This window comes from Methylosinus sp. R-45379 (genome assembly GCF_001644125.1).
Taxonomy (GTDB): domain Bacteria; phylum Pseudomonadota; class Alphaproteobacteria; order Rhizobiales; family Beijerinckiaceae; genus Methylosinus.
The window spans coordinates 1-21837 of the sequence record NZ_LUUM01000299.1 but is presented as its reverse complement, the minus strand read 5'-3'; the positions used below and the strand labels follow the sequence as shown (position 1 = coordinate 21837).

Genomic DNA, 21837 nt, shown 5'->3' with positions numbered 1-21837 from the left:
TCCTCGACGACGAGCACGCGCCGGCCGGCGAGCGTGCGCTCGGGCGCGACGAAATCCTCGTCGTTGCGCGTCGGCGGCGGGGCGGCGGACAGGCGCTCGACCAGCGAGGCGGCGCGCACCGGCTTCACCAGCCAGCCGTCGAAATGGCGCAGCGCCGCCTCGCCGAAGGCGCGTCGCTCCATGGGCGAGAACATCAGGAACACGCGGCCGGCGCCGGCGCGGCGCGCCTCGTCGGCGAGACGCTCGGTCGCCTCCTCGCCGAAGGCGCAATCGACGATGACGGCGTCGAAACGGCCATCCGGCTCGCCGTCCAGACGGCGCGCGCCATGCGTCTCCTCCCGCGCGATCTCGGTCTGCGCGCCGGCCCCGCGCAGGATCTCGGCCATGAACGGCCCTTCGAAGATCGTCGGCGAGACGATCAGAACGCTCGAGCCGGCGAGCGGCCGCTTGCGCTCACGCGTGCGGTCGTCGAAGAGGGCATGCGGCCCGCGCGGCAGGGTGAAGGCGAAGATCGCGCCGGCGCCCGCCGCCTCCTCTATCTCCAGCCGGCCGCCCATCAGCGCGGCGAGATGGCGCGAGATGGCGAGGCCGAGGCCGGTGCCGCCATGGCGCCGCGTCGACGAGCCGTCGCCTTGCTCGAACTCCTCGAAGATGATCTCGCGGGCCGCCGGCGCGACGCCCGGCCCCGTGTCGGCGACGCGAAACAGCAGCGCGCCTTTGGCGTCCCGCTCGACACGCAGGCCGACGCCGCCGCTCGCGGTGAAGTTCACCGCATTGCCGGCGAGATTGACCAGCACCTGGCGCACGCGCGCGGCGTCGCCGGCGACGATCTCCGGCGCGTCCGGCGCGATATAGCTCGCGATCTCGAGATGCTTGGCCTGGGCGCGCGGCGCCAGCAGCTCGACGACGCCCTCGACGAGCGGCGCAAGCGCGAAGGGCTCGACCGAAAGCTCGATCTTGCCGGCCTCGATCTTCGAGAAGTCCAGAATATCGTCGATGAGCTGGGCGAGCGAGCGGCCGGAGGCGGCGATCGCCTCGACATAGCTCGCCTGCTCGGCGTCGAGCCGCGTCGCCGCGAGCAATTGCGCGAGGCCGAGCACGCCATTGAGCGGCGTGCGAATCTCATGGCTCACCGTGGCGAGAAAGCGCGATTTGGCCTGGCTTGCCGCCTCGGCGCGGTCGCGCGCGGCGGCGGCGGCGCGCAGCTCCCAGATTTCGTCGCGCAATCCTTCTAGCTCTGTCTCGACCGCGCGGCGGCGGCGCGCCCGGCGCGCGCGCACGAGCCATAGCCAGACGCCCGGCGCGAGAGCGGCGAAAAAAGCGAGAACGACAAAAACGCAAGGAGGAACAGCGGGCATGCGGGATGGTCCAGAGCCATTCGACGAAGATGCAATTATTTCACGGCAATCCACAGAAAAGTATGAATTGGGCTCAGGCGGCGACGCGGGCTCCGGCGGAGCCGCCGCGATAGGCGAGAGCTTCGGCGAGATGGCGGCGCGCTATGGCGTCCGAGCCGTCGAGATCGGCGATGGTGCGAGCGAGCTTCAGCGCGCGATGGAAGCCGCGCGCCGAGAGGCCGAGGCGCTCGGCCGCCTCGCGAATCAGCGCCGTTCCGGAGGCGTCGAGCGCGGCGGCTTTTTCGATCGCGCTGGCCGGCGCGCTGGCGTTGGTGGTGGAGCCGGGAAGGCCGAGAGCCGCATAGCGTCGGCTTTGGCGTTCGCGCGCCGCGGCGACGCGCGCCGCCACCTCGGCCGAGCCTTCGGCCGGCGGCGGCAGCACGAGATCGGCCGCCGAGACCGCCGGAACCTCGATCCTGAGGTCGAAACGGTCGATCAGCGGGCCTGAGAGCCGCGCCTGATATTGGGCGATGCAGCGCTCATTGGGCTGGCGGCGGCAGGCGAAGCCCGGCTCCAGCGCATGGCCGCAGCGGCAGGGGTTCATCGCCGCGACGAGCTGGAAGCGGGCCGGATAGACGGCGCGATGATTGGCGCGGGACACGGCGACCTCACCGGTCTCTAGCGGCTGGCGCAGGCCATCGAGCGCCTGCGCCTGGAACTCCGGCAGCTCGTCGAGGAACAGCACGCCATTATGGGCGAGCGAGATCTCGCCCGGACGCGCATGGGAGCCGCCGCCGACCAGCGCCGGCATGGAGGCGGAATGATGCGGCGCGCGAAACGGGCGCCGATCGGTGAGCTCGCCGCCGGCGATCTCGCCCGCGACGGAGTGGATCATCGAGACTTCCAGAAGCTCGCGCGGCGACAGCGGCGGCAGAATGGAGGGGAGCCGCGCCGCCAGCATGGATTTGCCGGCGCCGGGCGGGCCGTTCATCAGGAGATTATGGCCGCCGGCCGCGGCGATCTCCAGCGCTCGCTTGGCGCTCTCCTGGCCCTTTATGTCGGAGAGGTCCGGCAGCGCCGTCGCCGCCGCGCGCACAGCCGGCTCCGGCCGCGAGAGCGCCTGCACGCCTTTGAGATGATTGACGAGCTGGATCAGCGAGCGTGGCGCGATCACCTCCATGTCGCTCGACGCCCAGGCCGCCTCCGGCCCGCATTGGCGCGGGCAGATGAGCCCATGGCCGCGCATGTTGGCGGCGACCGCAGCGGGCAGAACGCCGGCGACCGGCGCGATCGCCCCGTCGAGCCCCAATTCGCCGAGCACGGTGAAGCCGTCCAGCGCATCCGAGGGGATGGCGCCGATCGCCGCCATCACGCCGAGCGCAATGGGCAGATCGTAATGGCTGCCCTCCTTGGGCATGTCGGCCGGCGCGAGATTGACGGTGATGCGCTTGGCCGGCAGGGCGAGGCCGGAGGCCACGAGCGCCGCCCGCACACGCTCCCGCGATTCGGCGACCGCCTTGTCGGCGAGGCCGACCAGCGTGAACACCACATTGCCGCTGGCGATCTGCACTTGGACGTCGACGGGCTTGGCCTCTATGCCCTCGAAGGCGACCGTCGCGACTCTGACCACCATGACGAAAGCTCCGAGACCCCGATATCGCTCTGACGCAAACGCCGCCATAGTAGACGCGCGATTTCGCCTCCGCAAGAACAATATGAGAACGAAAATTGGCCATGCTTCGGCAACCGGCCGCTAACCGGCGAGAGCTAGTCTGAGGCCGGTTTTGAGGATCGGCAATTTCAGCTCTCGCGGAAGCGTCGCCATCGTGCGGCCGCGCTCTCGTGAGCTAAGAGCGCTTTCCGATCGGACGGGGCCGTTCGATCGATCAGAAATTCGCGCCGGGGGATATCGCCCTCGAGAGCGCAAAGGGCTTCGCCCGAGAGATGGGGTCGGCGATATGTCTCAGAACAAACGGATGACGAGGGCGCTCGGCGCCGCGGCTTTGGCGCTGGCGATCGGCTTCGGCGCGCCGAAGGCGCAAGCGGCCGAATGCGGACGCAATGGCGAGGGATTCGAGGCCTGGCTCAGCAGCTTCGAGAAGGAAGCCGCCGCGGCCGGAATTTCCAAGGCGGCGATCGATTCGTCGCTCCGCGACGTCTATTACGACCGCTCGGTGATCTCGCATGATCGCGGGCAGAAAGTGTTCCGCCAGACATTCGAGCAATTCTCGGCGCGCATGGCCAATTCCTTCCGCGTGAGCAAGGGACGCGCGCTGCTGCAGAAGCATGCGGCGCTGTTCAAGCGCATCGAGCAGAAATATGGCGTGCCGGGGCCGGTCATTGTCGCGATCTGGGGGCTGGAGACGGATTTCGGCTCCTATCTCGGCGATTTCTCGACGATTCGCGCGCTGGCGACGCTCGCCTATGATTGCCGTCGCGCCGACAAGTTCCGCGCCGAGCTGCTGGACGCGCTGCGCATCGTCGAGCGCGGCGATCTCGATCCCGCGCAAATGCGCGGGGCCTGGGCGGGCGAGATCGGCCAGACGCAGTTCATGCCGTCGTCCTATCTGAAATTCGCGGTGGATTTCGACGGCGACGGCAAGCGCGATCTCGTTCACAACACGGCGGATGTGCTCGCCTCCACCGCCAATTTTCTGCATGGCTACGGCTGGAAGCCGGGCGCCGGCTGGGACGAGGGCGATCCGAATTTTCCGGCGCTGCTCGAGTGGAACAAGGCGAAAGTCTATTCCAAGACCATCGCCCTGCTCGCCGATAAGATCAAAGGCGCGAGCGACACGCGCTCATCAGGAATAGACGCTCCGCGATGAGGCGGCCGCTTTTCGGCATGGTCTGCGGAGGGCTTACTCCGCCGGCTCGGCGTCGGCCGTCTTCAGCGAATGGATCGGCCGGTGCCGTAGATAGATGAAGAACATGGCGATGACGCCGACGCCCATGAGCAGATAGAGGGGCAGGGTGCGCATGAAGCTCTTGCCCACGGAGAAGGGGAAGCGCGACACCCAGCGCTCGCCATGGTCGCCGGTCACGGTCACTATGCCGACGAAATAGCCCGCGTCGGGAAAGTCGTGCTCGAAATTGATCGTGCCGGTCGGATAGGTTCGCGGACCGCGATAGGCGACGGTCACAGCGTCTAGGTCGGCGTTCTCTTTCTCCTCGCTGCCGATATCCCTGACGATTCTGATCTCCACCGCCATGTCGCGCAGCTCGTCCTGCTCGGCGTCGAGCGCGATGATCGTGTGGCCGGTCGCGGGAATATCCTCGCAGAACTCATTCTTGGAGGCGTCCGGCAGATAGCCGGTGAAGTTCATAATGTCCGGCCCGATGAACAGCCGGCACCGCCCCTCCGCGGAGCCGAGCCGGCCATGGGCCGAGGCGGGGGCCGCGGCGCCGAGAAGCGTCAGCAGAAGGACGAGAAGAACGGGCGGCGCGGAACGAGTCGCAGGACGCAGAAACCCATCGATCGACCGCCAGAACGGGGCAAGACCGCTGTCGGACATGATGATTCCCCCATGGATCATGTGTTGCGGGCCTCGTTCCGTGGGCGCCTTCGCTCCGACGACGAAGCGAGAGCCGGTTCGGCCGACCCGGTCGCTCGCCGCCTGCGACAATGCGGCATGTTAGCGCATTCTCACGGAGCGGCAAGAGCGTGAACGGGCTCGGCTTTTGTCCGCCTCCCGGCATAGAATTGCGGCCCGTCGCGAGTCCTATACTGCGCCTTTTGCTTGCGTTTTGCTCGGCATGGCGTGAACTTTGCCGCATTGCGCCCGCGGACTCTTGTTTTTCCGCGGGCCGCACGCCATATTCGACGGCGAGGACCGCGCCGATTGGCCGGATAGACCGGGCCGCGCGGCCTTTTTCGAGAGGATGCTATGTCCAATTTCGACCGCAACACGAGCTTCGGCTACCGGGGCGGGGTCTCCAGAGCCGGCACGGCCGAGATCGACCAGGGCCTGCGCGCCTATATGCTCGGCGTCTATAATTATATGGTCCTGGGTCTCGGCGTCACCGGCGTCGTCGCGCTCGGCACGCATATGCTCGCCGTGGCCAAGGAAGGCGGGCGGCAGATCGCGCTCACGCCTTTCGGTCAGATGCTCTACACCAGCCCGCTGAAATGGGTGGTGATGCTGGCGCCGCTGGCCTTCGTGTTCTTCCTGGGCTATCGCGCCGACCGCGTCTCCGCGGCGACGGCTCGCAACCTGTTCCTCGCCTTCTCGGCGGTGATGGGCTTGTCATTGTCGTCGATCATGATCGTCTTCACGGGCGCGTCGATCGCCAAGGTGTTCTTCATCACCGCGGCGGCCTTCGGCGGCCTCAGCCTCTATGGCTATATGACGAAGCGCGATCTCTCTGCCTTCGGTTCCTTCCTGGTGATGGGCCTGTGGGGCCTCGTGCTCGCGAGCCTCGTCAATCTGTTCTTCCAGAGCAGCGCGATGCAGTTCGCCTTGTCGATCCTGTCGGTGTTCATCTTCGCGGGCCTCACCGCCTGGGACACGCAGTCGATCAAGGACGGCTATTATCAGAACGCCGGCTATGGCCAGGAGATGGTGCAGAAGCAGAGTATCTTCGGCGCTCTGTCGCTCTATCTCGACTTCATCAACATGTTCCAGTCGCTGCTCTATCTCTTCGGCGAGCGCAACGACTGATCGGACGATCGATCCGATCCGGGATAAAGGAAGGCCCCGCTCCGGCGGGGCCTTTTCTTTTGCCGGGCGCGCGCCAATTCGCTCAGTCGCGCACCAATTCCAGCTTCTTTTGCAGCACTGCGACGACGCGCGAGAGATCATGGCCGCGGCGCATGACGAGGCCGCCGGCGGCGACGACGCAATAGGCGCCCTGACGGCGCGCCAGCTCGGGATTTTTCTCGATGCGATAGAGCGGCGCCTCGCTGGCGCGGCGAAAGACCGAGAACACCGCCTTGGCGGGCGAGAAATCGATGGCGTAATCGCGCCATTCGCCGGCGGCGACCTTGGCGCCATAGAGATCGAGCAGCAGTCGCAGCTCACGCCGATCGAAGGACACGAGCGGAGCGCTGCGCTCGGGCGCGGCCCTGGCCCGGTCCGCATCATTCGTCGCGCGGCCTGCCACGACAGAGAGCAGGCCGCGCCGCCGGCTGGGATCGGTCGTCTCCGTCTCGCTCATGCCGCTTTCCTCATTTCTTGGGCATGATCGCGCGGCAAATGCGCGAGGGCAAGACAAAGATGACAATGAGACGACGATGGGCCTCGCGCGCCTGGCCGAGATTTCACATTTTCGCCAATATCGAGCCCCTTGTCCGCCAAAGGAGCCGACCAATATCTAGCCCATTGCCTCGACACGCTCGGGAAGCCGTTTTTCCGGATTTCGTCAGCCCCCCAGCCCCCCGGAAGGGCGCTTTTCGAGCACATGAGTTCGTGGCGATGGACGGGCCGGCCGGGCGACGCTCGGGCGGCCCGTCTTGTTTCGGGCTTCTCCACCACGCGCCTCTTCTTTCCACGCTCTCGCAAGTCTCGCGCGATCGAGTCTCGCGCGATCGAGTCGCGCGACCCATGGCGGCCGTCTTGCAACTTCGTGGACGATCCCCGATATCACTCTCGCGTTTCGCTCGAGGCGGCTCGACGGACGCCATTGCCGATCAATGACGATCTCTATATCCCGGCCAGAGCCAGCGCGCCGTCGGCCATGCTTCCATTTGCGGAAAGCGACGCGCGCGGCGGAGCCGACAGAAAAAGCGGAGACGAGCCCGTGACCGACCACGCCGAAACACAGACGATCGACGCAGCCGAGCGCAGCGATTACGGCTTCCAGGCCGATGTCGCGCGGCTCCTGGAGCTCATGACGCATTCCGTCTATTCGGAGCGCGAAATTTTCTTGCGCGAGCTCGTGTCCAATTCGGCCGATGCGATCGAGAAGCTGCGCTTCGAGGCGGTGGCGAACGAGGGGCTGGCGGCGCAGGCCGGCGCGCCGCTCGTCACCATCGCGCTCGATAAGGAGGCGCGCACGCTGACCGTCGCCGACAATGGCGTCGGCATGTCGCGCGAGGATCTCGTCGCCGCGCTCGGCACCATCGCCAGCTCCGGCACCCGCGCCTTTCTCGATGATCTCGAGGCCAAGGGCGGCGCCGACAAAGGCGGCTCGCTGATCGGGCGCTTCGGCATCGGCTTCTATTCGGCCTTCATGGTCGCCGATCACATAGAGGTGGCGACCCGCCGCGCGGGCGCTGCGGAAGCATTTTTGTGGACGTCGGAAGGCAAGGGCTCGTTCCAGATCGCGCCGCTGGCCGCGGAGGACGCGCCCGCCGTCGGCACGCGCGTCACGCTGCATCTCAATGCGGAATCGGACGAGTTCCTCGAGCCCTATCGCATCGAGCAAATTTTGCGCGAGCATTCGGGCGCCATCGCCATACCGATCGATCTCGTCGAGGAGAAGGGCAAGGAGCCGCGTCGCCTCACCGACGGCGTTGCGCTGTGGACGCGGCCGAAATCGGAAATCAGCGAGCAGGACTATAAGGATTTCTATCAGCAGATTTCCGGCCAGTTCGACGAGCCGGCGCTCACCATTCATTGGCGCGCGGAAGGGCGTACCGAATATACGGTGCTCGCCTTCGTGCCCGGCTCGCGGCCCTATGATCTCTTCGACCCCAAGCGCGCGAGCCGCTCCAAGCTCTATGTGCGGCGCGTGCTGATCTCGCGCGAGGCCGATATTCTGCCGCCCTGGCTGCGTTTCATGCGCATCGTCGTCGACAGCGCCGATCTGCCGCTCAATGTCTCGCGCGAGATGGTGCAGAACAATCCGATCATCGGCGCCATCCGCAAGGCGATCGGCACGCGCGTGCTCAAGGAGCTCGCCGATCTCGCCGCGAATGACGCCGAGAAATTCGCCGCCGTGTGGAAGAATTTCGGCGCCGTCATCAAGGAGGGCCTGCACGACGACCCGGTGCGCCGCGACGAGATTTTCGCCATTGCGCGATTCTCGACGTCGCAGCATCAGGATGGCGGGCGCAGCCTGAAGGATTATGTCGAAAATCTACGGCCCAATCAGACGGCGATCTATTACATCACCGGCGACGACAAGAAGCGGCTCGCCTCCAGCCCGCAGCTCGAGGGCTATCGCGCCAAGGGTATAGACGTTCTGCTGCTGGACGATCCGGTCGACGCCTTCTGGGTGACGAGCGCCGTCGGCTATGACGGCAAGCCGTTCAAATCGGTGACGCAGGGCGCCGCCGACATAGACGCCGTGCCGGCGCCGGAAGGCTCCGAGACGCCGCCCGCCGAGGCGAGCGCCGATGTCGCGCTGCTCACCGCCGTGCTGAAGGAGGCGCTCGCCGAGCATATCGACGATGTGCGAGTCTCGACGCGCCTGCGCGAAAGTCCCGCCTGTCTCATCGCCGCCGATCACGGCTTCGATCTGCAGCTCGCGCGCATGCTGCAGGAGAGCGGCAATAAGGGCGCCTTCGGCAAGCCGGTGCTCGAGATCAATCCCGGCCATGAGGCGGTGCTGGCGCTCGCGCAAAAGGCCAAGGCCGATCGCGCCGGCGCCGAGGATGGCCTCTGGCTGCTGCTCGATACGGCGCGCATCGCCGATGGCGAGGCGCCGATCGACGCCGCCGCTTTCGCCAAGCGCGTCGCCGCTCTGCTCGCCAAAGGCTGACGCGGCCGCATGATCGCTCCCGCGCTCGAGGATGCGCGCCGCGCCGCGGCGCTCGAGGAGGTCGCGGCCTTTCTCGAGCGCAGCGGAATCGAGGATGCGCGCGGCGATGCGCGCGCGTTGCTGTTCGCCGCCGGCGGCTTCGGCGCGGCGGAGCTGCTGCTCGAGCCCATGGCGAAGCTGGGCGAAGCGGCGCTCGCGACCTTGCGCGATTCCGCACGGCGCCGCGCGGCGCGCGAGCCCGTGTCGCGCATTATCGGCATGCGCGGCTTTTGGACGCAGGATCTCGTCGTCGCGCCGCATGTGCTCGATCCGCGCCCGGACACGGAAACGCTGATCGAGCTTTCGCTCGAGCTTATGCGCGAGCGGCGCCGCGAGCCATTGCTGATTCTCGAGCTCGGCGTCGGCTCGGGCGCGATTCTCTGCGCTTTGCTCGCCGAATTTCCCTCAGCGCGGGCGATCGGCGTCGATCTTTCCACGGAGGCTTGCGAAGCCGCCGCGCTCAATCTCTCGCGCTGCGGCTTTGCGAATCGCGCCTCATTGCTGCGCGGCCGCTGGGCCGATGCGCTCGGCGCGCGTTTCGATCTCATCGTCTCCAACCCGCCCTATATAGAAAGCGGCGAATTGGAAGCGCTCGAGCCGGAGGTGCGTCTTTATGATCCGCGCCTCGCGCTCGACGGCGGCGCCGATGGCCTCGCCTGCTATCGCGAGATCATCGACGATCTGCCGCGTCTGCTGGCGGCGCAGGGCGTCGCAGTGCTCGAGGCGGGAGACGGGCAGGCGCGCAGCGTCGCCGCGCTGATGGCGGAGAAAGGCCTCGAGCCGGCCGGAATTCGCAAGGACGCGGGCGGACGCGAGCGCGCCGTCGCGGCGCGCCGCCACAGCTGACGCATCCGCAAGTCGTGACAAATTGGCTACACCCCCTATTTATGTGAGCGACGGAACGTTCGCGCCCTTGGCGAGGCTTCCCCGGTGGACTATAGTCGCTCGCGAAAAGACGCTGAACGTCGTGAGCGACGCCGAGCGCGGATGAGGGGGAATACGGCCGGTCCCCGAAATTTAGCCGATGGCGCGCATCCCGCGCCGCAGAGGCCGGAGTCCGGCGCCGCCGTTCGAACCAGACAAGACGATGCGAGAAGACTGCATGGTCGGGTGTTCGGCGCGACACTAATGTGTTCGAGCAATCGAGCGTGAGCGACGGTTTCGTGATCTGGCTATGACCGCGAAGACGGCGTGAGACACGCAACTCGCTCGCCGCGAGCCGAACGCTTCGACGCCGCCACTCGAGGCCGCGTGATGCGGGATCGGCTCGGAGCGAGGCGCTCGGGCGAAGCGCGCTCGAGTAAAATTGAGAATTCGGCGCAGGCCGTTCCACCAGAACGCCGCGCCGGCCGCGCGATCCATGCCGGGATCGCGCAAGCGACAGAACGGACAGATGCGCCGCTCGAGGTCGAGCGGAGCCGCTCCGTTGGATCGGGCTCTTGCGGCAATGGCCGCGCCCGGCTTCCGCCTCTGACGCAGTTTCGAGCGTTCGTCCCTTTCGGCGCGTTCTGCCGAAGCACGACACGCCGAGCCGGCAAAGCGTAAGGACCTTCTTGGGGATATTCGATGAGACCAGGACAGAATAAACGCATCCGCGGCCGTAATGGCGGCCGTAAAGGACCCAATCCCCTCACGCGTTCCTACGAGTCGAACGGTCCCGACGTCAAAATCCGCGGGACTGCTCAGCATGTCGCCGAGAAATATCTTCAGCTCGCCCGAGACGCGCAATCCTCCGGCGACACCATCATGGCCGAGAGCCTGCTCCAGCACGCCGAGCATTATTTCCGCCTGATCGCCGCAGCTCAATCCGCGCAACAGCAGGCGCAGGGCGGCTATGGCGGCCGTCCCTTCGAGGCGTCGGACGCCGATGTCGACGATGATGACGATTTCAGCGGCATCTCGGATCGTTTCGCGCCGCTGTCCGAGCGCCTGCCGCAGACCGCCGGCTATCAGCCGCCGCCGCAGCAGCCCTATGCGTCCGCGCCTTATGCGCAGCCGACGCCACAGCCGCAATTCGCGCCGCAGCCGCAACCGCAGCCCTATGAGGAGCGCCCGATCGGCGAGCGTCCCAGCAATGAGCAGCCGCGCTACGAGCGCCAGCCGCGCCAAGATCGCGGGGGACAAGATCGTGGGGGACAAGATCGTGGCGGCTTCCGCGATCGTCGCGACCGCAACAATGGCGGCGAGCAGAGCGCCGAAGGCGGCGGCGAGCGTCCGCATCGCCCGAATTTCGAGCGCAATCGCGAGCGTCGTTTCCCGCCGCGCGTGCAGCCCGCCGCGCAGGAGGAGGCGCCCGCCGCCGCTCTGCCGTCCTTCATCACCGCGCCGATTCGCGCCGCCGGCCCGGAGGAGGGCGAGGCTTTCGCACGTTCCGAGCGCGCTGTCGTTCGCGAGCATGAGGAAGCCGCCGCCGGCTTTCATCTGAACCAGCGCCGCCGCCGCCGCACTCGCGCGCAGGGCGAGGAGGCGAACGGCAATGTCGCCGACGAGACGCCGCGGACGGGCGAGCTGCCGCTCGCCGATTGAGCGTGACGCCGCGGCGCTCCGTCAGAGCGCCGCGCGTCTTTGCCCGCGCAGCGCTCGCTGGGCGAGAATTTTGTCGATCCGCCGGCCGTCCTTGTCGAGAACTTCGAAGCGCCAGCCATGCGCGTCGAAGCTCTCGCCGATCTCCGGCAGATGGCCGGCATGCGCCAGAACGAAGCCGGCGGCCGTCTGATAGCTCCTGTCCTCGGACGCAGGCATAGAGAGAAGCTCCAGCATCTCGTCGGCCGGCATGCCGCCGCAGATGAGCCATGAGCCGTCGTCGCGCTGCACGGCGTGAGGCTCGGGCGGGCCGTCCGCCGTCCCGAATCCGCCGGCGATCGCCTCCAGAATGTCGGCGTCGGTCACGATCCCCTGGAAGTGGCCATATTCGTCGAAGACCAGCGCGACATGGACGGAGGCGCGCTTGATCATCTCGACCACGTCCAGCGCGTCAGCGGAGGTCGGGACGATCGGAGCCTGGCGCACGAAATCGCTCGGCTGCGGGCTCTCGCCACGCAGATAGGAGTCGAGCAGGTCCTTCGCCTGCAGGACGCCGAGCATGTTCTCGGTCTTGCCGCGATAGGCTGGCAACCGTGAATGGACGCTGGCGATGATCGCCGCACGGATCGTCTCCGGCGAATCGTCGAGATCGATCATGTCGACCTCGCCGCGCGGCGTCATCACGCCGCGAACCGGGCGATCGCCGAGACGCATGACGCCGGCGATCATCGCGCGCTCGCCCGGCTCCAGAACGCCGGCCGTCTCGGCCTCGGCCACGAGCGCCCTGATCTCCTCGTCCGAAACGAGATGCGCGCCCGCCGCGCCATGGCCGAGCGCGCGCAGAAGCGCGCGTCCAGAGAGATCGAGAAGGAAGACGAGCGGCGCGGCGAGCCGAGCCAGCACGCTCATGACCGGAGCGACGGCTGCGGCGATCCGTTCGGGGTCGCGCAGGGCGATCTGCTTGGGCACGAGCTCCCCGACGATCAGCGACACATAGGTTATCGCCGCGACGACGACACCGACGCCGAGCGTCTCCGACATGGCCGGAGACAGGCCTTGTGACGCGATCCATTCGGAGAGCCGCGCGCCGAGAGTTGCGCCGGAGAAGGCGCCGGACAGCACGCCGATCAGCGTGATGCCGATTTGAACGGCGGAGAGAAATTTTCCAGGATCGGAAGCGAGGTCGAGGGCGGCGCGCGCGCCGGGAACCCCGCGCTCCGCCGACGCTCTGAGGCGCGCAGGGCGCGCCGATACGACGGCGAGCTCCGCCATCGCGAGCGCGCCATTGACCATGGTCAAGGCGATGACGACGGCAATTTCCAAGTAAGGCATAGATGCGAGCATAGCCGCGCCGTCGCCGTCCCGCGAGTCCCCCCTTTCGGGTCGGCAATGATCGCGTGAGCGCAAAAACGCCGCTTCGCCCTCGCTGTTCGAGCGGGAATCCTCGCGCTCCAGTCGTCGCACCCTCTTTTCGAGCGCGAGGGTCTTTCCCATATCGGCCGTGAAGGTCGCCGCAAGGGGCCGTTTTCACGCCATATAGGGACGAGGCGCGCCGCTTTGCGTGGCGTCTCGAGACCGGAGGGTTTCCATGAATTTCGACAAATACACGACGCGCGCGCAGGGCTTCGTGCAGGCCGCGCTGTCGCTCGCGACGCGTGAGGGCAATCCGCAGCTCACGCCCGAGCATGTTTTGAAAGTGCTGCTCGACGATGAGCAGGGCCTGTCCGCCGGACTCATCGATCGCGCCGGCGGTCGCTCGCGAGAGGCGCTCGCCAAGACGGAAGCCGCGCTCGCCAAGCTGCCGAAAGTCTCCGGCGGCGGCGCCGGACAGCCTTCGCTCAATCAGGCCACCGCGCGGCTCTTCGACAATGCGGAGAAGCTCGCGCAAAAGGCCAGCGATTCCTACGTCACCGTCGAGCGATTGCTGCTCGCCATCGCGCTCGAGAAGGGAACCGACGCAGCGCGCATTTTGAGCGAGGCCGGCGTGACGCCGCAGACGCTCAATTCGGCGATCGAAGATTTGCGCAAGGGCCGCACCGCCGATTCCGCCTCGGCCGAGAGCGCCTATGATTCGTTGAAGAAATATGCGCGCGATCTCACCGAGGCCGCGCGGGAAGGCAAGCTCGATCCGGTGATCGGCCGTGACGAGGAAATTCGCCGCACGATTCAGGTGCTGTCGCGCCGTACCAAGAATAATCCCGTGCTGATCGGCGAGCCCGGCGTCGGCAAGACGGCGATCATCGAGGGGCTGGCGCTGCGCATCGTCAATGGCGACGTGCCCGAATCGCTGCAGGACAAGAAGCTGCTCGCGCTCGACATGGGCTCGCTGATCGCCGGCGCGAAATATCGCGGCGAGTTCGAGGAGCGCTTGAAAGCCGTGCTGAACGAGATCACCGCCGCGCAGGGCGGGATCATATTGTTCATCGACGAGATGCACACGCTGGTCGGCGCCGGCAAGGCGGATGGCGCGATGGACGCCTCCAATCTGCTGAAGCCCGCATTGGCGCGCGGCGAGCTGCATTGCGTCGGCGCGACCACGCTCGACGAATATCGCAAGCATGTGGAGAAAGACGCGGCGCTGGCGCGGCGCTTCCAGCCGGTGTTCGTCGACGAGCCGACCGTGGAGGACACCATCTCCATTCTGCGCGGGCTGAAAGAAAAATACGAGATGCACCATGGCGTGCGTATCACCGACGCTGCGATCGTGGCGGCGGCGACGCTCTCCAATCGTTACATCTCCGATCGTTTTCTGCCGGACAAGGCGATCGATCTCGTCGATGAGGCGGGCTCGCGCCTGCGCATGCAGATCGACTCCAAGCCCGAGGAATTGGACGAGCTCGACCGGCGCATCATTCAGCTGCGCATAGAGCAGGAGGCTCTGCGCAAGGAGACCGATCCGGCCTCGAAAGATCGTCTCGCCAAATTGGAGACCGAGCTCGCCGAGCTGACAGAGAAATCATCGGCGCTCACGCAGCGCTGGAAGTCCGAGAAGGACAAGCTCGGCGTCGCCCAGAAATTGAAGGAGCAGCTCGAGAACGCCCGCAACGAGCTGGCGCAGGCGCAGCGCCGCGGCGAGTTTCAGCGCGCCGGCGAGCTCGCCTATGGCCTGATCCCCGATCTCGAGCGCAAGCTCGCCTCGAGCGAGAAGGAAGGCGCGCAGAAAATGCTCGAGGAGGAGGTGACGCCCGAGCATGTCGCGCAGGTCGTCTCGCGCTGGACTGGAATTCCGGTCGATAAGATGCTCGAGGGCGAGCGCGAGAAGCTGCTGCATATGGAAGACGAGCTGGCGCGCCGCGTCGTCGGGCAGAGGGAGGCGGTCGCCGCCGTCTCCACCGCCGTGCGCCGCGCCCGCGCCGGACTGCAGGACCCCAACCGTCCGATCGGCTCCTTCATCTTCTTGGGGCCGACCGGCGTCGGCAAGACGGAGCTGACCAAGGCGCTCGCCAATTTTCTCTTCGACGACGAGACCGCTTTGGTGCGTCTCGACATGTCGGAATATATGGAGAAGCATTCGGTCGCGCGCCTCATCGGCGCGCCTCCCGGCTATGTCGGCTATGAGGAGGGCGGGGCGCTCACCGAGGCGGTGCGGCGTCGGCCCTATCAGGTCGTGCTGTTCGACGAGATCGAGAAGGCGCATCCGGATGTGTTCAACGTCCTGCTGCAGGTGCTGGACGATGGCCGTCTCACCGACGGCCAAGGCCGCACCGTCGATTTCAAGAACACGCTCATCATCATGACGTCGAATCTCGGCTCCGAATTCCTGGTGATGCAGCAGGAGGGCGAGGATTCCTCCGCCGTGCATGCCGAGGTGATGCAGGTGGTGCGCGCGCATTTTAGGCCAGAGTTCTTGAACCGCGTCGATGAGATCGTCCTGTTCCACCGCCTGCGGCGCGAGGATATAGGCGCGATCGTCGATATTCAGATCCTGCGGCTGCAAAAGCTGCTGGACGATCGCAAGATCACGCTGAAGCTCGACGAGAAGGCGCGGGCGCTGCTCGCCGCCAAGGGCTACGACCCCGCCTATGGCGCGCGTCCGCTGAAGCGCGTGATCCAGAAGGAGCTGCAGGACCCGCTCGCCGAGGCGCTGCTCGGCGGCGAGATCGTCGACGGCTCCACCGTGTGGGTCTCCACCGACAGCCAGGGGCTGACGCTGGATGGACGGCCGATCGGACGGCGGAGCTTCGGGGCCGAAAAGGCGGCGTGAGATGGGGGCGCGGCATGCGCCCTCATCCGACCTCGCTTCGCGAGGCTGCCTTCTCCCGCAAGCGGGAGAAGGACGCGCCGCGTCTTTAAATTCCTGTCGTCTTTCAAAAAGGGGCGGTCTCCTTCTCCCACTCGTGGGAGAAGGTGTCGCGCGAAGGCGCGACGGATGAGGGTCCTTCGGCGCGCAACTTGCTTCTCGCGAGCCGGAGGCGCGCAATGAAATTCTATATGACGCCGGGGTCCTGCTCGACCGGAATTCACATTCTGCTCGAGGAGATCGGCCTCGTCTTCGAGGCTTATATCCTCAATCTGCCGCGGGGCGATCATCTCAAGCCCGAATATCTCGCCATTAATCCGCATGGCACGATTCCGACGCTGGTGCGCGACGACGGCACGGCGCTCTGCGATTTTGTCTCGATCGCGACATGGCTCGCCGAGACCTATCCGCGCCGCAAGCTGCTGCCCGAGGATCTCGCCGGCAAGGAGCGGGCGATGGAAGTGCTGAATTTCGCGACGCGCTACATTCACGGCGAGGGCTTCCGCCGTGTCTTCACGCCGGAGCGCTACGCCGTCGCGGGCGACATAGAGGCGGTGAAGGCGCAAGGTCGTGAGATCGTCGCCGAGGCGCTGCTGAAAGTGAGCGGCGAGCTCGACGGCAAGAACTATGCGGCGGGCGCTTTCTCCATCGCCGACGCCGGCCTGTTCTATGTGGAGTTCTGGGCCGACAAGATCGGCATGGAACTGCCGGTCAATTGCCGCGCGCATTACGAGCTGATGAAGACGCGTCCCACTGTGCGGCAGGTGCTGGCCGAGGAAGGCTATCGCTGAGCTTTTGCTTTTCCACGCGACAACTTGCCGCAGGAGAGCCTCGGCGGGCGCCTTGACCCTTCGCCGCCGCTCCCCTAGCGTTGAGGCTCGCAGCTCGGAGAAGGCGGCCCGTGCAAGTCGAGACTCGCAAGATCTTCAGAATGGAGAGAGCCGTCGTCGGCATGCTGGCGGCTGCTGTCCTTCTGCTGCAGATCGTGGCGGTCGGCTTCGCCACTGGGGCCATGGCCCAGGACGGCGCTTTCGGCGTCGTCTGCGTCACCGCTCAGCCGGGTTCTCCCTCCTCCGACACCGCGCCTGTCGAGAAGCATGTCGGCCCTTGCTGCATGCTCCATTGCAGCTCGGCGGCCGAGGTCGATGGCTCCGATGCGGTGCTCATCGTCCTCGCTTTCGACTTCCCCGCGGCCTCTCCCCCGATCTTCGACGATCGGACGGCCGTGGCCGCCGCTGCGCCGCCGGAATTGCGGCCCCTCTCGCCACGCGCTCCACCCGCCGCCCTCGCCTGATCCCATTGTGACATCGGGGGGCGCATTTCGCCGTCCCCGAGCCGGGAACAGGCCGCGTCTGACGATCGAAGCGCTTCTCGCCGCCGATCGCGACGCCTGAAAGCGGGTTTAGAGAGCGATCGGCTCTTACCCGTCCTTCAATCGATGAATTTCCGCCTGTGTCTCGCTGAGCGATCGCGCGTCTCGAACGCGTGGGCTCGCTGGCTCATCAGGCGATCCCATCGGCGCAGCGCCTCTAGAATGGCGCGCGCCTCTCCTCTTCACTCGGAAGCTCTCCTCCGAGTGGGGCTCCCAACTTTCAACCCCGCCCGATGACGATGGTCTCGGGCGGGTCTTTTTTTGGCGGGGGAGCGGGAAGTCAGGCCGCGGCGGCGGTGACGCGATTGCGGCCGCCGCTCTTCGACTCATAGAGCGCCTTGTCGGCGCGCCGCAGCAGCGCCTCGGCGTTGGCGTCCTTGCCGCGCTCGGCGATGCCGATCGAGGTGGTGACGGGAATGGCGCCGCCGTTGCGATCGATGCAGAAGGGCTCGGACTGTATGGCGGCGCGCACGCGCTCCGCCACTTTGGCGGCGACGACCAGCGGCGTGTCCGGCATCACGATGACGAATTCCTCGCCGCCGAGCCGGCAGATGAGATCGGCGCTGCGCACCACGCGACGCATGCGCTGCGCGAAATGCTTCAGCACCTCGTCGCCGGCGTCATGGCCATGGGTGTCGTTGACCGCTTTGAAATGGTCGATGTCGAGCATCATCAGCGTCAGCGCGCGGCCTTTGTGCGCGGACTGATCGAGCAGAGCGGCGAGATGCGTCTCGAGATAGCGCCTGTTGTTGAGGCCGGTCAGCGAATCGACGGCGGCGAGCTCAATGGCGGCCTGCAGATCGGAACGCAGGCTATCGGCGTAGCGCTTGCGGCGCAGCTGGCTGCGCACGCGGGCGACCAGCTCGTTGCGATCGACCGGCCGCACGATGTAGTCGTTCACGCCGAGATCGAGGCCGCGCAATATGCGGCTGCGATCGTCCATATCGGCCATGACGAGAATGGGCAGCGCGCGCGTGCGCTCGAGCGAGCGAATCTGGCTACAGAAGCGCAGCGCGTCGAATCCCTTGAGGTCGAGGCTGACGGCGATGAGGTCGAAATTCCCTTCCGCGGCGCGGAACAGCGCGTCCTGCGGATCGGAGACAATCGTCACCTCATGCTGATCGCGCAGCGCCATGGTGATTCGCTCGGCCGAGCCGCCGCGATCCTCGAGCACGAGAATGCGGCCGTTCTTGCCGGCGTCGGCCATTGCGCGCGCGCCCTTGTCGCCGAGGCCGAGGCTGGCGGAAGTGTCTGCGCGGGCGCGCAATTCGTCGAGCATCACCTTGAGGCGGGCGAGCGACCGAACGCGCGCGATGAGGGCGATCTCGTCGACGGGCTTGGTGAGGAAATCGTCGGCGCCGGCCTCGAGGCCGCGCAGCCGGTCGGCCGGCTGATCGAGCGCCGTGACCATCACGACCGGAATATGCGCGGTGATGGGGTCGGCCTTCAGGCGCCTGCACACCTCGAAGCCATCCATGCCCGGCATCATCACATCCAGCAGCACGATGTCGCAACGTTCCTCGCGGCAGAGCGCGATCGCCTCTGGCCCGTTGGTCGTCGAGAGGACGTCGAAATATTCGGCCGTCAGACGCGCCTCGAGCAATTTGATATTGGGCAGAAGATCGTCGACGATCAGAATGCGTGCGGTCATGACGCTCGGCCTCTCACCTGTCCGCCAAAAATGCGTTCACGGTTTCCAGAAAGCGGGCCACGGAGATCGGCTTCGAGAGATAGGCCTCGCAGCCGCCCTGGCGAATTTTCTCCTCGTCCCCCTTCATCGCGAAGGCGGTGATCGCGATGATGGGGATGGAGCGCAGCTGCTCGTCGTCCTTGAGCCAGCGCGTGACCTCGAGACCCGAGATCTCCGGCAGCTGAATGTCCATCAATATGAGGTCGGGCGAGTGGCTGCGCGCCAGCGCGATCGCCTCGACGCCGCTCTTGGTCTGCAGCGTCGAATGCCCATTGGCCTCGAGGAGATCGTTGAAGAGCTTCATGTTGAGCTCGTTATCCTCTACGATGAGGACGGTTTTGGGCATTGGCTCCGCTCTCGCGATTCTGCTCTCGTTTCGGCGCGGCTCGCGCCCATTGGCGTCTCGTTCCCGAAGGCGGCGGCGGAAGGTTCCGTCTCGTCTCGAAATCGAAAGCCGGTGCATTCGAAGACGATCTCGCCTTCGGGTTAGCAGATGAAGATTGATGAAATGAAAATCGAAAAGACTAGACACCGTCTCGGTGGCGAAAAGCGGGCGGCTGCGCCATCGAAATCGGATGCGCGATCTATAGCCTTGCGATCATTGGTCTTTCTGGCTGCGGATGATGATCGCATGGGTCGTTTTCTGGCGCTCACCGGCGTCGATCCTGGCGATATTCGCGCGCTGATGGGCGAGGAAGGCTTTCAGATCGCTCTGCTCGCGCATATTTGCGGCGACGAGCCGCTGCTCATCGATTTCGCCAGCGGAGAAAATATTTCGCCCGAGAGCGTCGTCGCGGCGCTGGCGGCGCTATCCGGTCCCATAATGGATTGAGGCGCGAAAGCGGCGCAACAAAGTCGAAGCGCCGAATCGCCGCCGTTTTTCGTCATGATTGCCCATCATCCAGGCTATCCGCCCCCGCTTTCGCGATGATTCCGTCCTGGAAGGATTGCACGCCAGAGACGCCGATCGCTCCCACAATATCGCCGCGATAGACGAGCGGCAGTCCGCCTTCCACGGCCGTGATCCCGGGCAGGCTGAGCATGGCGACGCGTCCGCCGGCGACGATGTCCTCGAGCGCCTTGCTCGGACGCTTGAACAAAGCCGCTGTGCGCGCTTTCTGCGTCGCGATCTCGGCGGAGGCCGTCTGCGTGCCGTCCAGACGCTGCAAGAGCACGAGATGCCCGCCCTCGTCGACGATGGCGACGACGACGCTCCAGTCATTCCTCACCGCTTCGGCCTCCGCCGCGGCGGCGACGCGCCGAGCGTCGGCGAGAGTGAGCGCAAATCTGGTTTTCATCGTTACGGGTCCTCACCTTCGCGGCCGCGGCGAGCGGCGGGCTTGCGCGCCGGCGCCCGCTCGAATAGGGAGGTTACGAGCACGAAACGGCCGGCGCGCGCAAGCCGGCTGCAGCGCCGAGCCACAGTTTCGGCATTGTCAGTGAGACCGCATGTCCCTCCTCATGCCGCTACCCGAGCAGGCGATAATGGCGCGCCGCGAGGAGCTTCTCGCGCGCCTGCGCGCCATTCTGCCCGCCGCCAATGTCATTGCGGACGAGACCGCGCGCCGCGCCTATGAATGCGACGCGCTGGTCATGTATCGCGCTTTGCCGCTGGTCGTGGCGCTGCCGGAGACGGTGGCGCAGGTGAGCGCGATCATGGCGCTGGCGCAGGAGATGAATGTGAAAGTGGTGCCGCGCGGCGCCGGCACCTCGCTCTCCGGCGGCGCGCTGCCGCTCGAGGACGGCATTCTGCTCGGAATGGCCAAGTTCAACCGCATATTGGAGGTGGATTTCGAGAATCGCTGCGCGCGCGTGCAGCCCGGCGTGCAAAATCTCGCCATCTCGAAAGCGGTCGAATTTGCGGGCTTCTATTATGCGCCCGATCCCTCCTCACAGATCGCCTGCACCATAGGCGGCAATGTCGGCGAGAACGCCGGCGGCGTGCATTGCCTCAAATATGGCCTCACCACCAACAACATACTCGGCCTCGAGATGGTGCTGATGGGCGGCGAGGTGCTGCGCCTCGGCGGCAAGCATCTGGACAGCGAGCTCTATGATCTCATGGGGCTGATGACGGGCTCCGAAGGTCTGCTCGGCGTGGTGACGGAAGTGACGGTGCGGCTGCTGCAAAAGCCCGTATCCGCCCGCGGCCTGCTGCTCGCTTTTCCGACTGTGGAGGCCGGCGCGCGCTGCGTCGGCGCCATTATCGCGCATGGCATTATTCCGGGCGGGCTCGAGATGATGGACGCCGCCACCATTGGCGCTGTCGAAAATTTCCAGCCCTGCGGCTATCCGCTGGACGCCGGCGCGATCGTCATCGTCGAATTGGACGGCACGCCGGCCGAGGTCGACCATCTCGTCGCCGTGGTGGAGGAGATCGCCCGCGCCGAGGGCGCGACAGAGACGCGCGCCTCGCAGAGCGAGGCCGAGCGGCTGCGCTTCTGGGCGGGGCGCAAGAACGCCTTTCCGGCGGTGAGCTGCATCGGCCCGGATTATCTCTGCATGGACGGCACGATCCCGCGCGGCCGCCTGCCGGAGGTGCTGACGCGCATGGACGCGCTGGCGAAATTTCATGGGCTGCGCGTCGCCAATGTGTTCCACGCCGGCGACGGCAATCTGCATCCGCTCATTCTCTATGACGCCTCCAAGGAGGGCGATATCGAACGGGCCGAAAAGCTGGGCGCCGATATTTTGCGTCTTTGCGTCGAGGTCGGCGGCGTGCTGACCGGCGAGCATGGCGTCGGCGTCGAAAAGCGCGATCTGATGGGCGAGATGTTCGACGAGACCGATCTGGAGCAACAGCAGCGCGTGAAATGCGCCTTCGATCCGCAGCATAGGCTGAACCCGGGAAAAGTGTTTCCGACACTGCATCGCTGCGCCGAACTCGGCATGATGCATGTGCAGGGCGGCAAGCTGCCGTTCCCAGAGCTGCCGAGGTTTTGATGACGCCGGCCGTTTTCCAACGATCTATGTGCGCGCTTCCTTCTCCCGC

At 66.2% G+C, this 21837-nt stretch carries 18 protein-coding genes; 10 read left to right on the top strand and 8 right to left on the bottom strand.

What is annotated here, in order from left to right; translation table 11 throughout:
* The coding region (locus tag A1351_RS21660) for an ATP-binding protein (protein WP_064033892.1) at positions 1–1358 on the bottom strand (1358 nt) is incomplete at its 3' end.
* 73 nt (positions 1359–1431) lie between these two features.
* Positions 1432–2970, bottom strand: coding sequence for a YifB family Mg chelatase-like AAA ATPase (locus tag A1351_RS21655; protein ID WP_064033891.1), 1539 nt, complete (start codon positions 2968–2970; stop codon positions 1432–1434).
* Between the two features lie 325 nt (positions 2971–3295).
* Between A1351_RS21655 and A1351_RS21650 the strand changes: the two genes are divergently transcribed.
* Positions 3296–4165, top strand: a complete 870-nt coding sequence (locus A1351_RS21650; protein WP_083967449.1) for a lytic transglycosylase domain-containing protein — start codon at positions 3296–3298, stop codon at positions 4163–4165.
* A gap of 33 nt (positions 4166–4198) precedes the next feature.
* On the opposite strand, the gene A1351_RS21645 is transcribed toward A1351_RS21650, so the two are convergent.
* The gene (locus A1351_RS21645; protein WP_245267357.1) at positions 4199–4852 is read right to left on the bottom strand and encodes a hypothetical protein; all 654 of its coding nucleotides are present in this window, start codon (positions 4850–4852) and stop codon (positions 4199–4201) included.
* Positions 4853–5224: 372 nt separating this feature from the next.
* On the opposite strand from A1351_RS21645, the gene A1351_RS21640 reads away from it, so the two are divergent.
* Positions 5225–5998, top strand: a complete 774-nt coding sequence (locus tag A1351_RS21640) for a Bax inhibitor-1/YccA family protein (protein WP_024880689.1) — start codon at positions 5225–5227, stop codon at positions 5996–5998.
* Positions 5999–6080: 82 nt separating this feature from the next.
* Here the strand turns inward: A1351_RS21640 and A1351_RS21635 are convergent, their stop codons facing one another.
* Complete coding sequence (locus A1351_RS21635) at positions 6081–6494, bottom strand: DUF2794 domain-containing protein (RefSeq protein WP_026599107.1); 414 nt, start codon at positions 6492–6494, stop codon at positions 6081–6083.
* A 519-nt stretch (positions 6495–7013) separates the two neighbouring features.
* Here A1351_RS21635 and htpG point away from each other — a divergent pair.
* From htpG to A1351_RS21615, 3 genes are all read left to right on the top strand, one after another.
* Entirely contained in the window at positions 7014–8981 is a 1968-nt protein-coding gene (gene htpG / locus A1351_RS21630; protein WP_083967450.1) for a molecular chaperone HtpG, read from the top strand.
* 9 nt (positions 8982–8990) lie between these two features.
* Entirely contained in the window at positions 8991–9866 is an 876-nt protein-coding gene (prmC, locus tag A1351_RS21625; RefSeq protein WP_064033889.1) for a peptide chain release factor N(5)-glutamine methyltransferase, read from the top strand.
* Positions 9867–10586: 720 nt separating this feature from the next.
* The gene (locus tag A1351_RS21615) at positions 10587–11546 is read left to right on the top strand and encodes a DUF4167 domain-containing protein (protein WP_026599104.1); all 960 of its coding nucleotides are present in this window, start codon (positions 10587–10589) and stop codon (positions 11544–11546) included.
* Positions 11547–11567: 21 nt separating this feature from the next.
* On the opposite strand, the gene A1351_RS21610 is transcribed toward A1351_RS21615, so the two are convergent.
* A complete protein-coding gene (locus tag A1351_RS21610; protein WP_371441516.1) occupies positions 11568–12887 on the bottom strand; it encodes a hemolysin family protein in 1320 nt (439 codons plus the stop codon).
* Between the two features lie 244 nt (positions 12888–13131).
* Here A1351_RS21610 and clpB point away from each other — a divergent pair, with 244 nt between their 5' ends.
* The 3 genes from clpB (at position 13132) to A1351_RS21595 (ending at position 17077) form a co-directional block, all read left to right on the top strand.
* Positions 13132–15747, top strand: coding sequence for an ATP-dependent chaperone ClpB (gene clpB / locus A1351_RS21605; RefSeq protein ID WP_064033887.1), 2616 nt, complete (start codon positions 13132–13134; stop codon positions 15745–15747).
* A 215-nt stretch (positions 15748–15962) separates the two neighbouring features.
* Complete coding sequence (locus A1351_RS21600; protein WP_018266325.1) at positions 15963–16574, top strand: glutathione S-transferase family protein; 612 nt, start codon at positions 15963–15965, stop codon at positions 16572–16574.
* 140 nt (positions 16575–16714) lie between these two features.
* Positions 16715–17077, top strand: a complete 363-nt coding sequence (locus tag A1351_RS21595) for a hypothetical protein (RefSeq protein ID WP_064033886.1) — start codon at positions 16715–16717, stop codon at positions 17075–17077.
* A 358-nt stretch (positions 17078–17435) separates the two neighbouring features.
* Here the strand turns inward: A1351_RS21595 and A1351_RS21590 are convergent, their stop codons facing one another.
* Both A1351_RS21590 and A1351_RS21585 read right to left on the bottom strand, forming a co-directional pair.
* Complete coding sequence (locus A1351_RS21590) at positions 17436–18806, bottom strand: PleD family two-component system response regulator (protein WP_024880682.1); 1371 nt, start codon at positions 18804–18806, stop codon at positions 17436–17438.
* A 13-nt stretch (positions 18807–18819) separates the two neighbouring features.
* Complete coding sequence (locus A1351_RS21585; RefSeq protein WP_024880681.1) at positions 18820–19191, bottom strand: response regulator; 372 nt, start codon at positions 19189–19191, stop codon at positions 18820–18822.
* A 147-nt stretch (positions 19192–19338) separates the two neighbouring features.
* On the opposite strand from A1351_RS21585, the gene A1351_RS26035 reads away from it, so the two are divergent.
* Positions 19339–19677 carry a DUF3572 domain-containing protein gene (locus A1351_RS26035; protein WP_024880680.1) on the top strand — a complete coding sequence of 113 codons (339 nt, stop codon included), beginning with the start codon at positions 19339–19341 and terminating at the stop codon, positions 19675–19677.
* Positions 19678–19729: 52 nt separating this feature from the next.
* Here the strand turns inward: A1351_RS26035 and A1351_RS21575 are convergent, their stop codons facing one another.
* Positions 19730–20143, bottom strand: coding sequence for a heme-binding protein (locus tag A1351_RS21575; RefSeq protein ID WP_026599099.1), 414 nt, complete (start codon positions 20141–20143; stop codon positions 19730–19732).
* Positions 20144–20294: 151 nt separating this feature from the next.
* Between A1351_RS21575 and A1351_RS21570 the strand changes: the two genes are divergently transcribed.
* Positions 20295–21788: an FAD-linked oxidase C-terminal domain-containing protein gene (locus A1351_RS21570; RefSeq protein WP_064033885.1), complete on the top strand. Its 1494-nt coding sequence runs from the start codon at positions 20295–20297 to the stop codon at positions 21786–21788.
* Positions 21789–21837: the final 49 nt, after the last annotated feature.

Coding starts and splice junctions, on each gene's coding strand:
- A1351_RS21655 (WP_064033891.1), bottom strand. CDS start 2,970: ATGGTGGTCAGAGTCGCGACGGTCGCCTTCGAGGGCATAGAGGCCAAG.
- A1351_RS21650 (WP_083967449.1), top strand. CDS start 3,296: ATGTCTCAGAACAAACGGATGACGAGGGCGCTCGGCGCCGCGGCTTTG.
- A1351_RS21645 (WP_245267357.1), bottom strand. CDS start 4,852: ATGTCCGACAGCGGTCTTGCCCCGTTCTGGCGGTCGATCGATGGGTTT.
- A1351_RS21640 (WP_024880689.1), top strand. CDS start 5,225: ATGTCCAATTTCGACCGCAACACGAGCTTCGGCTACCGGGGCGGGGTC.
- A1351_RS21635 (WP_026599107.1), bottom strand. CDS start 6,494: ATGAGCGAGACGGAGACGACCGATCCCAGCCGGCGGCGCGGCCTGCTC.
- htpG (WP_083967450.1), top strand. CDS start 7,014: ATGCTTCCATTTGCGGAAAGCGACGCGCGCGGCGGAGCCGACAGAAAA.
- prmC (WP_064033889.1), top strand. CDS start 8,991: ATGATCGCTCCCGCGCTCGAGGATGCGCGCCGCGCCGCGGCGCTCGAG.
- A1351_RS21615 (WP_026599104.1), top strand. CDS start 10,587: ATGAGACCAGGACAGAATAAACGCATCCGCGGCCGTAATGGCGGCCGT.
- A1351_RS21610 (WP_371441516.1), bottom strand. CDS start 12,887: ATGCTCGCATCTATGCCTTACTTGGAAATTGCCGTCGTCATCGCCTTG.
- clpB (WP_064033887.1), top strand. CDS start 13,132: ATGAATTTCGACAAATACACGACGCGCGCGCAGGGCTTCGTGCAGGCC.
- A1351_RS21600 (WP_018266325.1), top strand. CDS start 15,963: ATGAAATTCTATATGACGCCGGGGTCCTGCTCGACCGGAATTCACATT.
- A1351_RS21595 (WP_064033886.1), top strand. CDS start 16,715: ATGGAGAGAGCCGTCGTCGGCATGCTGGCGGCTGCTGTCCTTCTGCTG.
- A1351_RS21590 (WP_024880682.1), bottom strand. CDS start 18,806: ATGACCGCACGCATTCTGATCGTCGACGATCTTCTGCCCAATATCAAA.
- A1351_RS21585 (WP_024880681.1), bottom strand. CDS start 19,191: ATGCCCAAAACCGTCCTCATCGTAGAGGATAACGAGCTCAACATGAAG.
- A1351_RS26035 (WP_024880680.1), top strand. CDS start 19,339: ATGAAGATTGATGAAATGAAAATCGAAAAGACTAGACACCGTCTCGGT.
- A1351_RS21575 (WP_026599099.1), bottom strand. CDS start 20,143: ATGAAAACCAGATTTGCGCTCACTCTCGCCGACGCTCGGCGCGTCGCC.
- A1351_RS21570 (WP_064033885.1), top strand. CDS start 20,295: ATGTCCCTCCTCATGCCGCTACCCGAGCAGGCGATAATGGCGCGCCGC.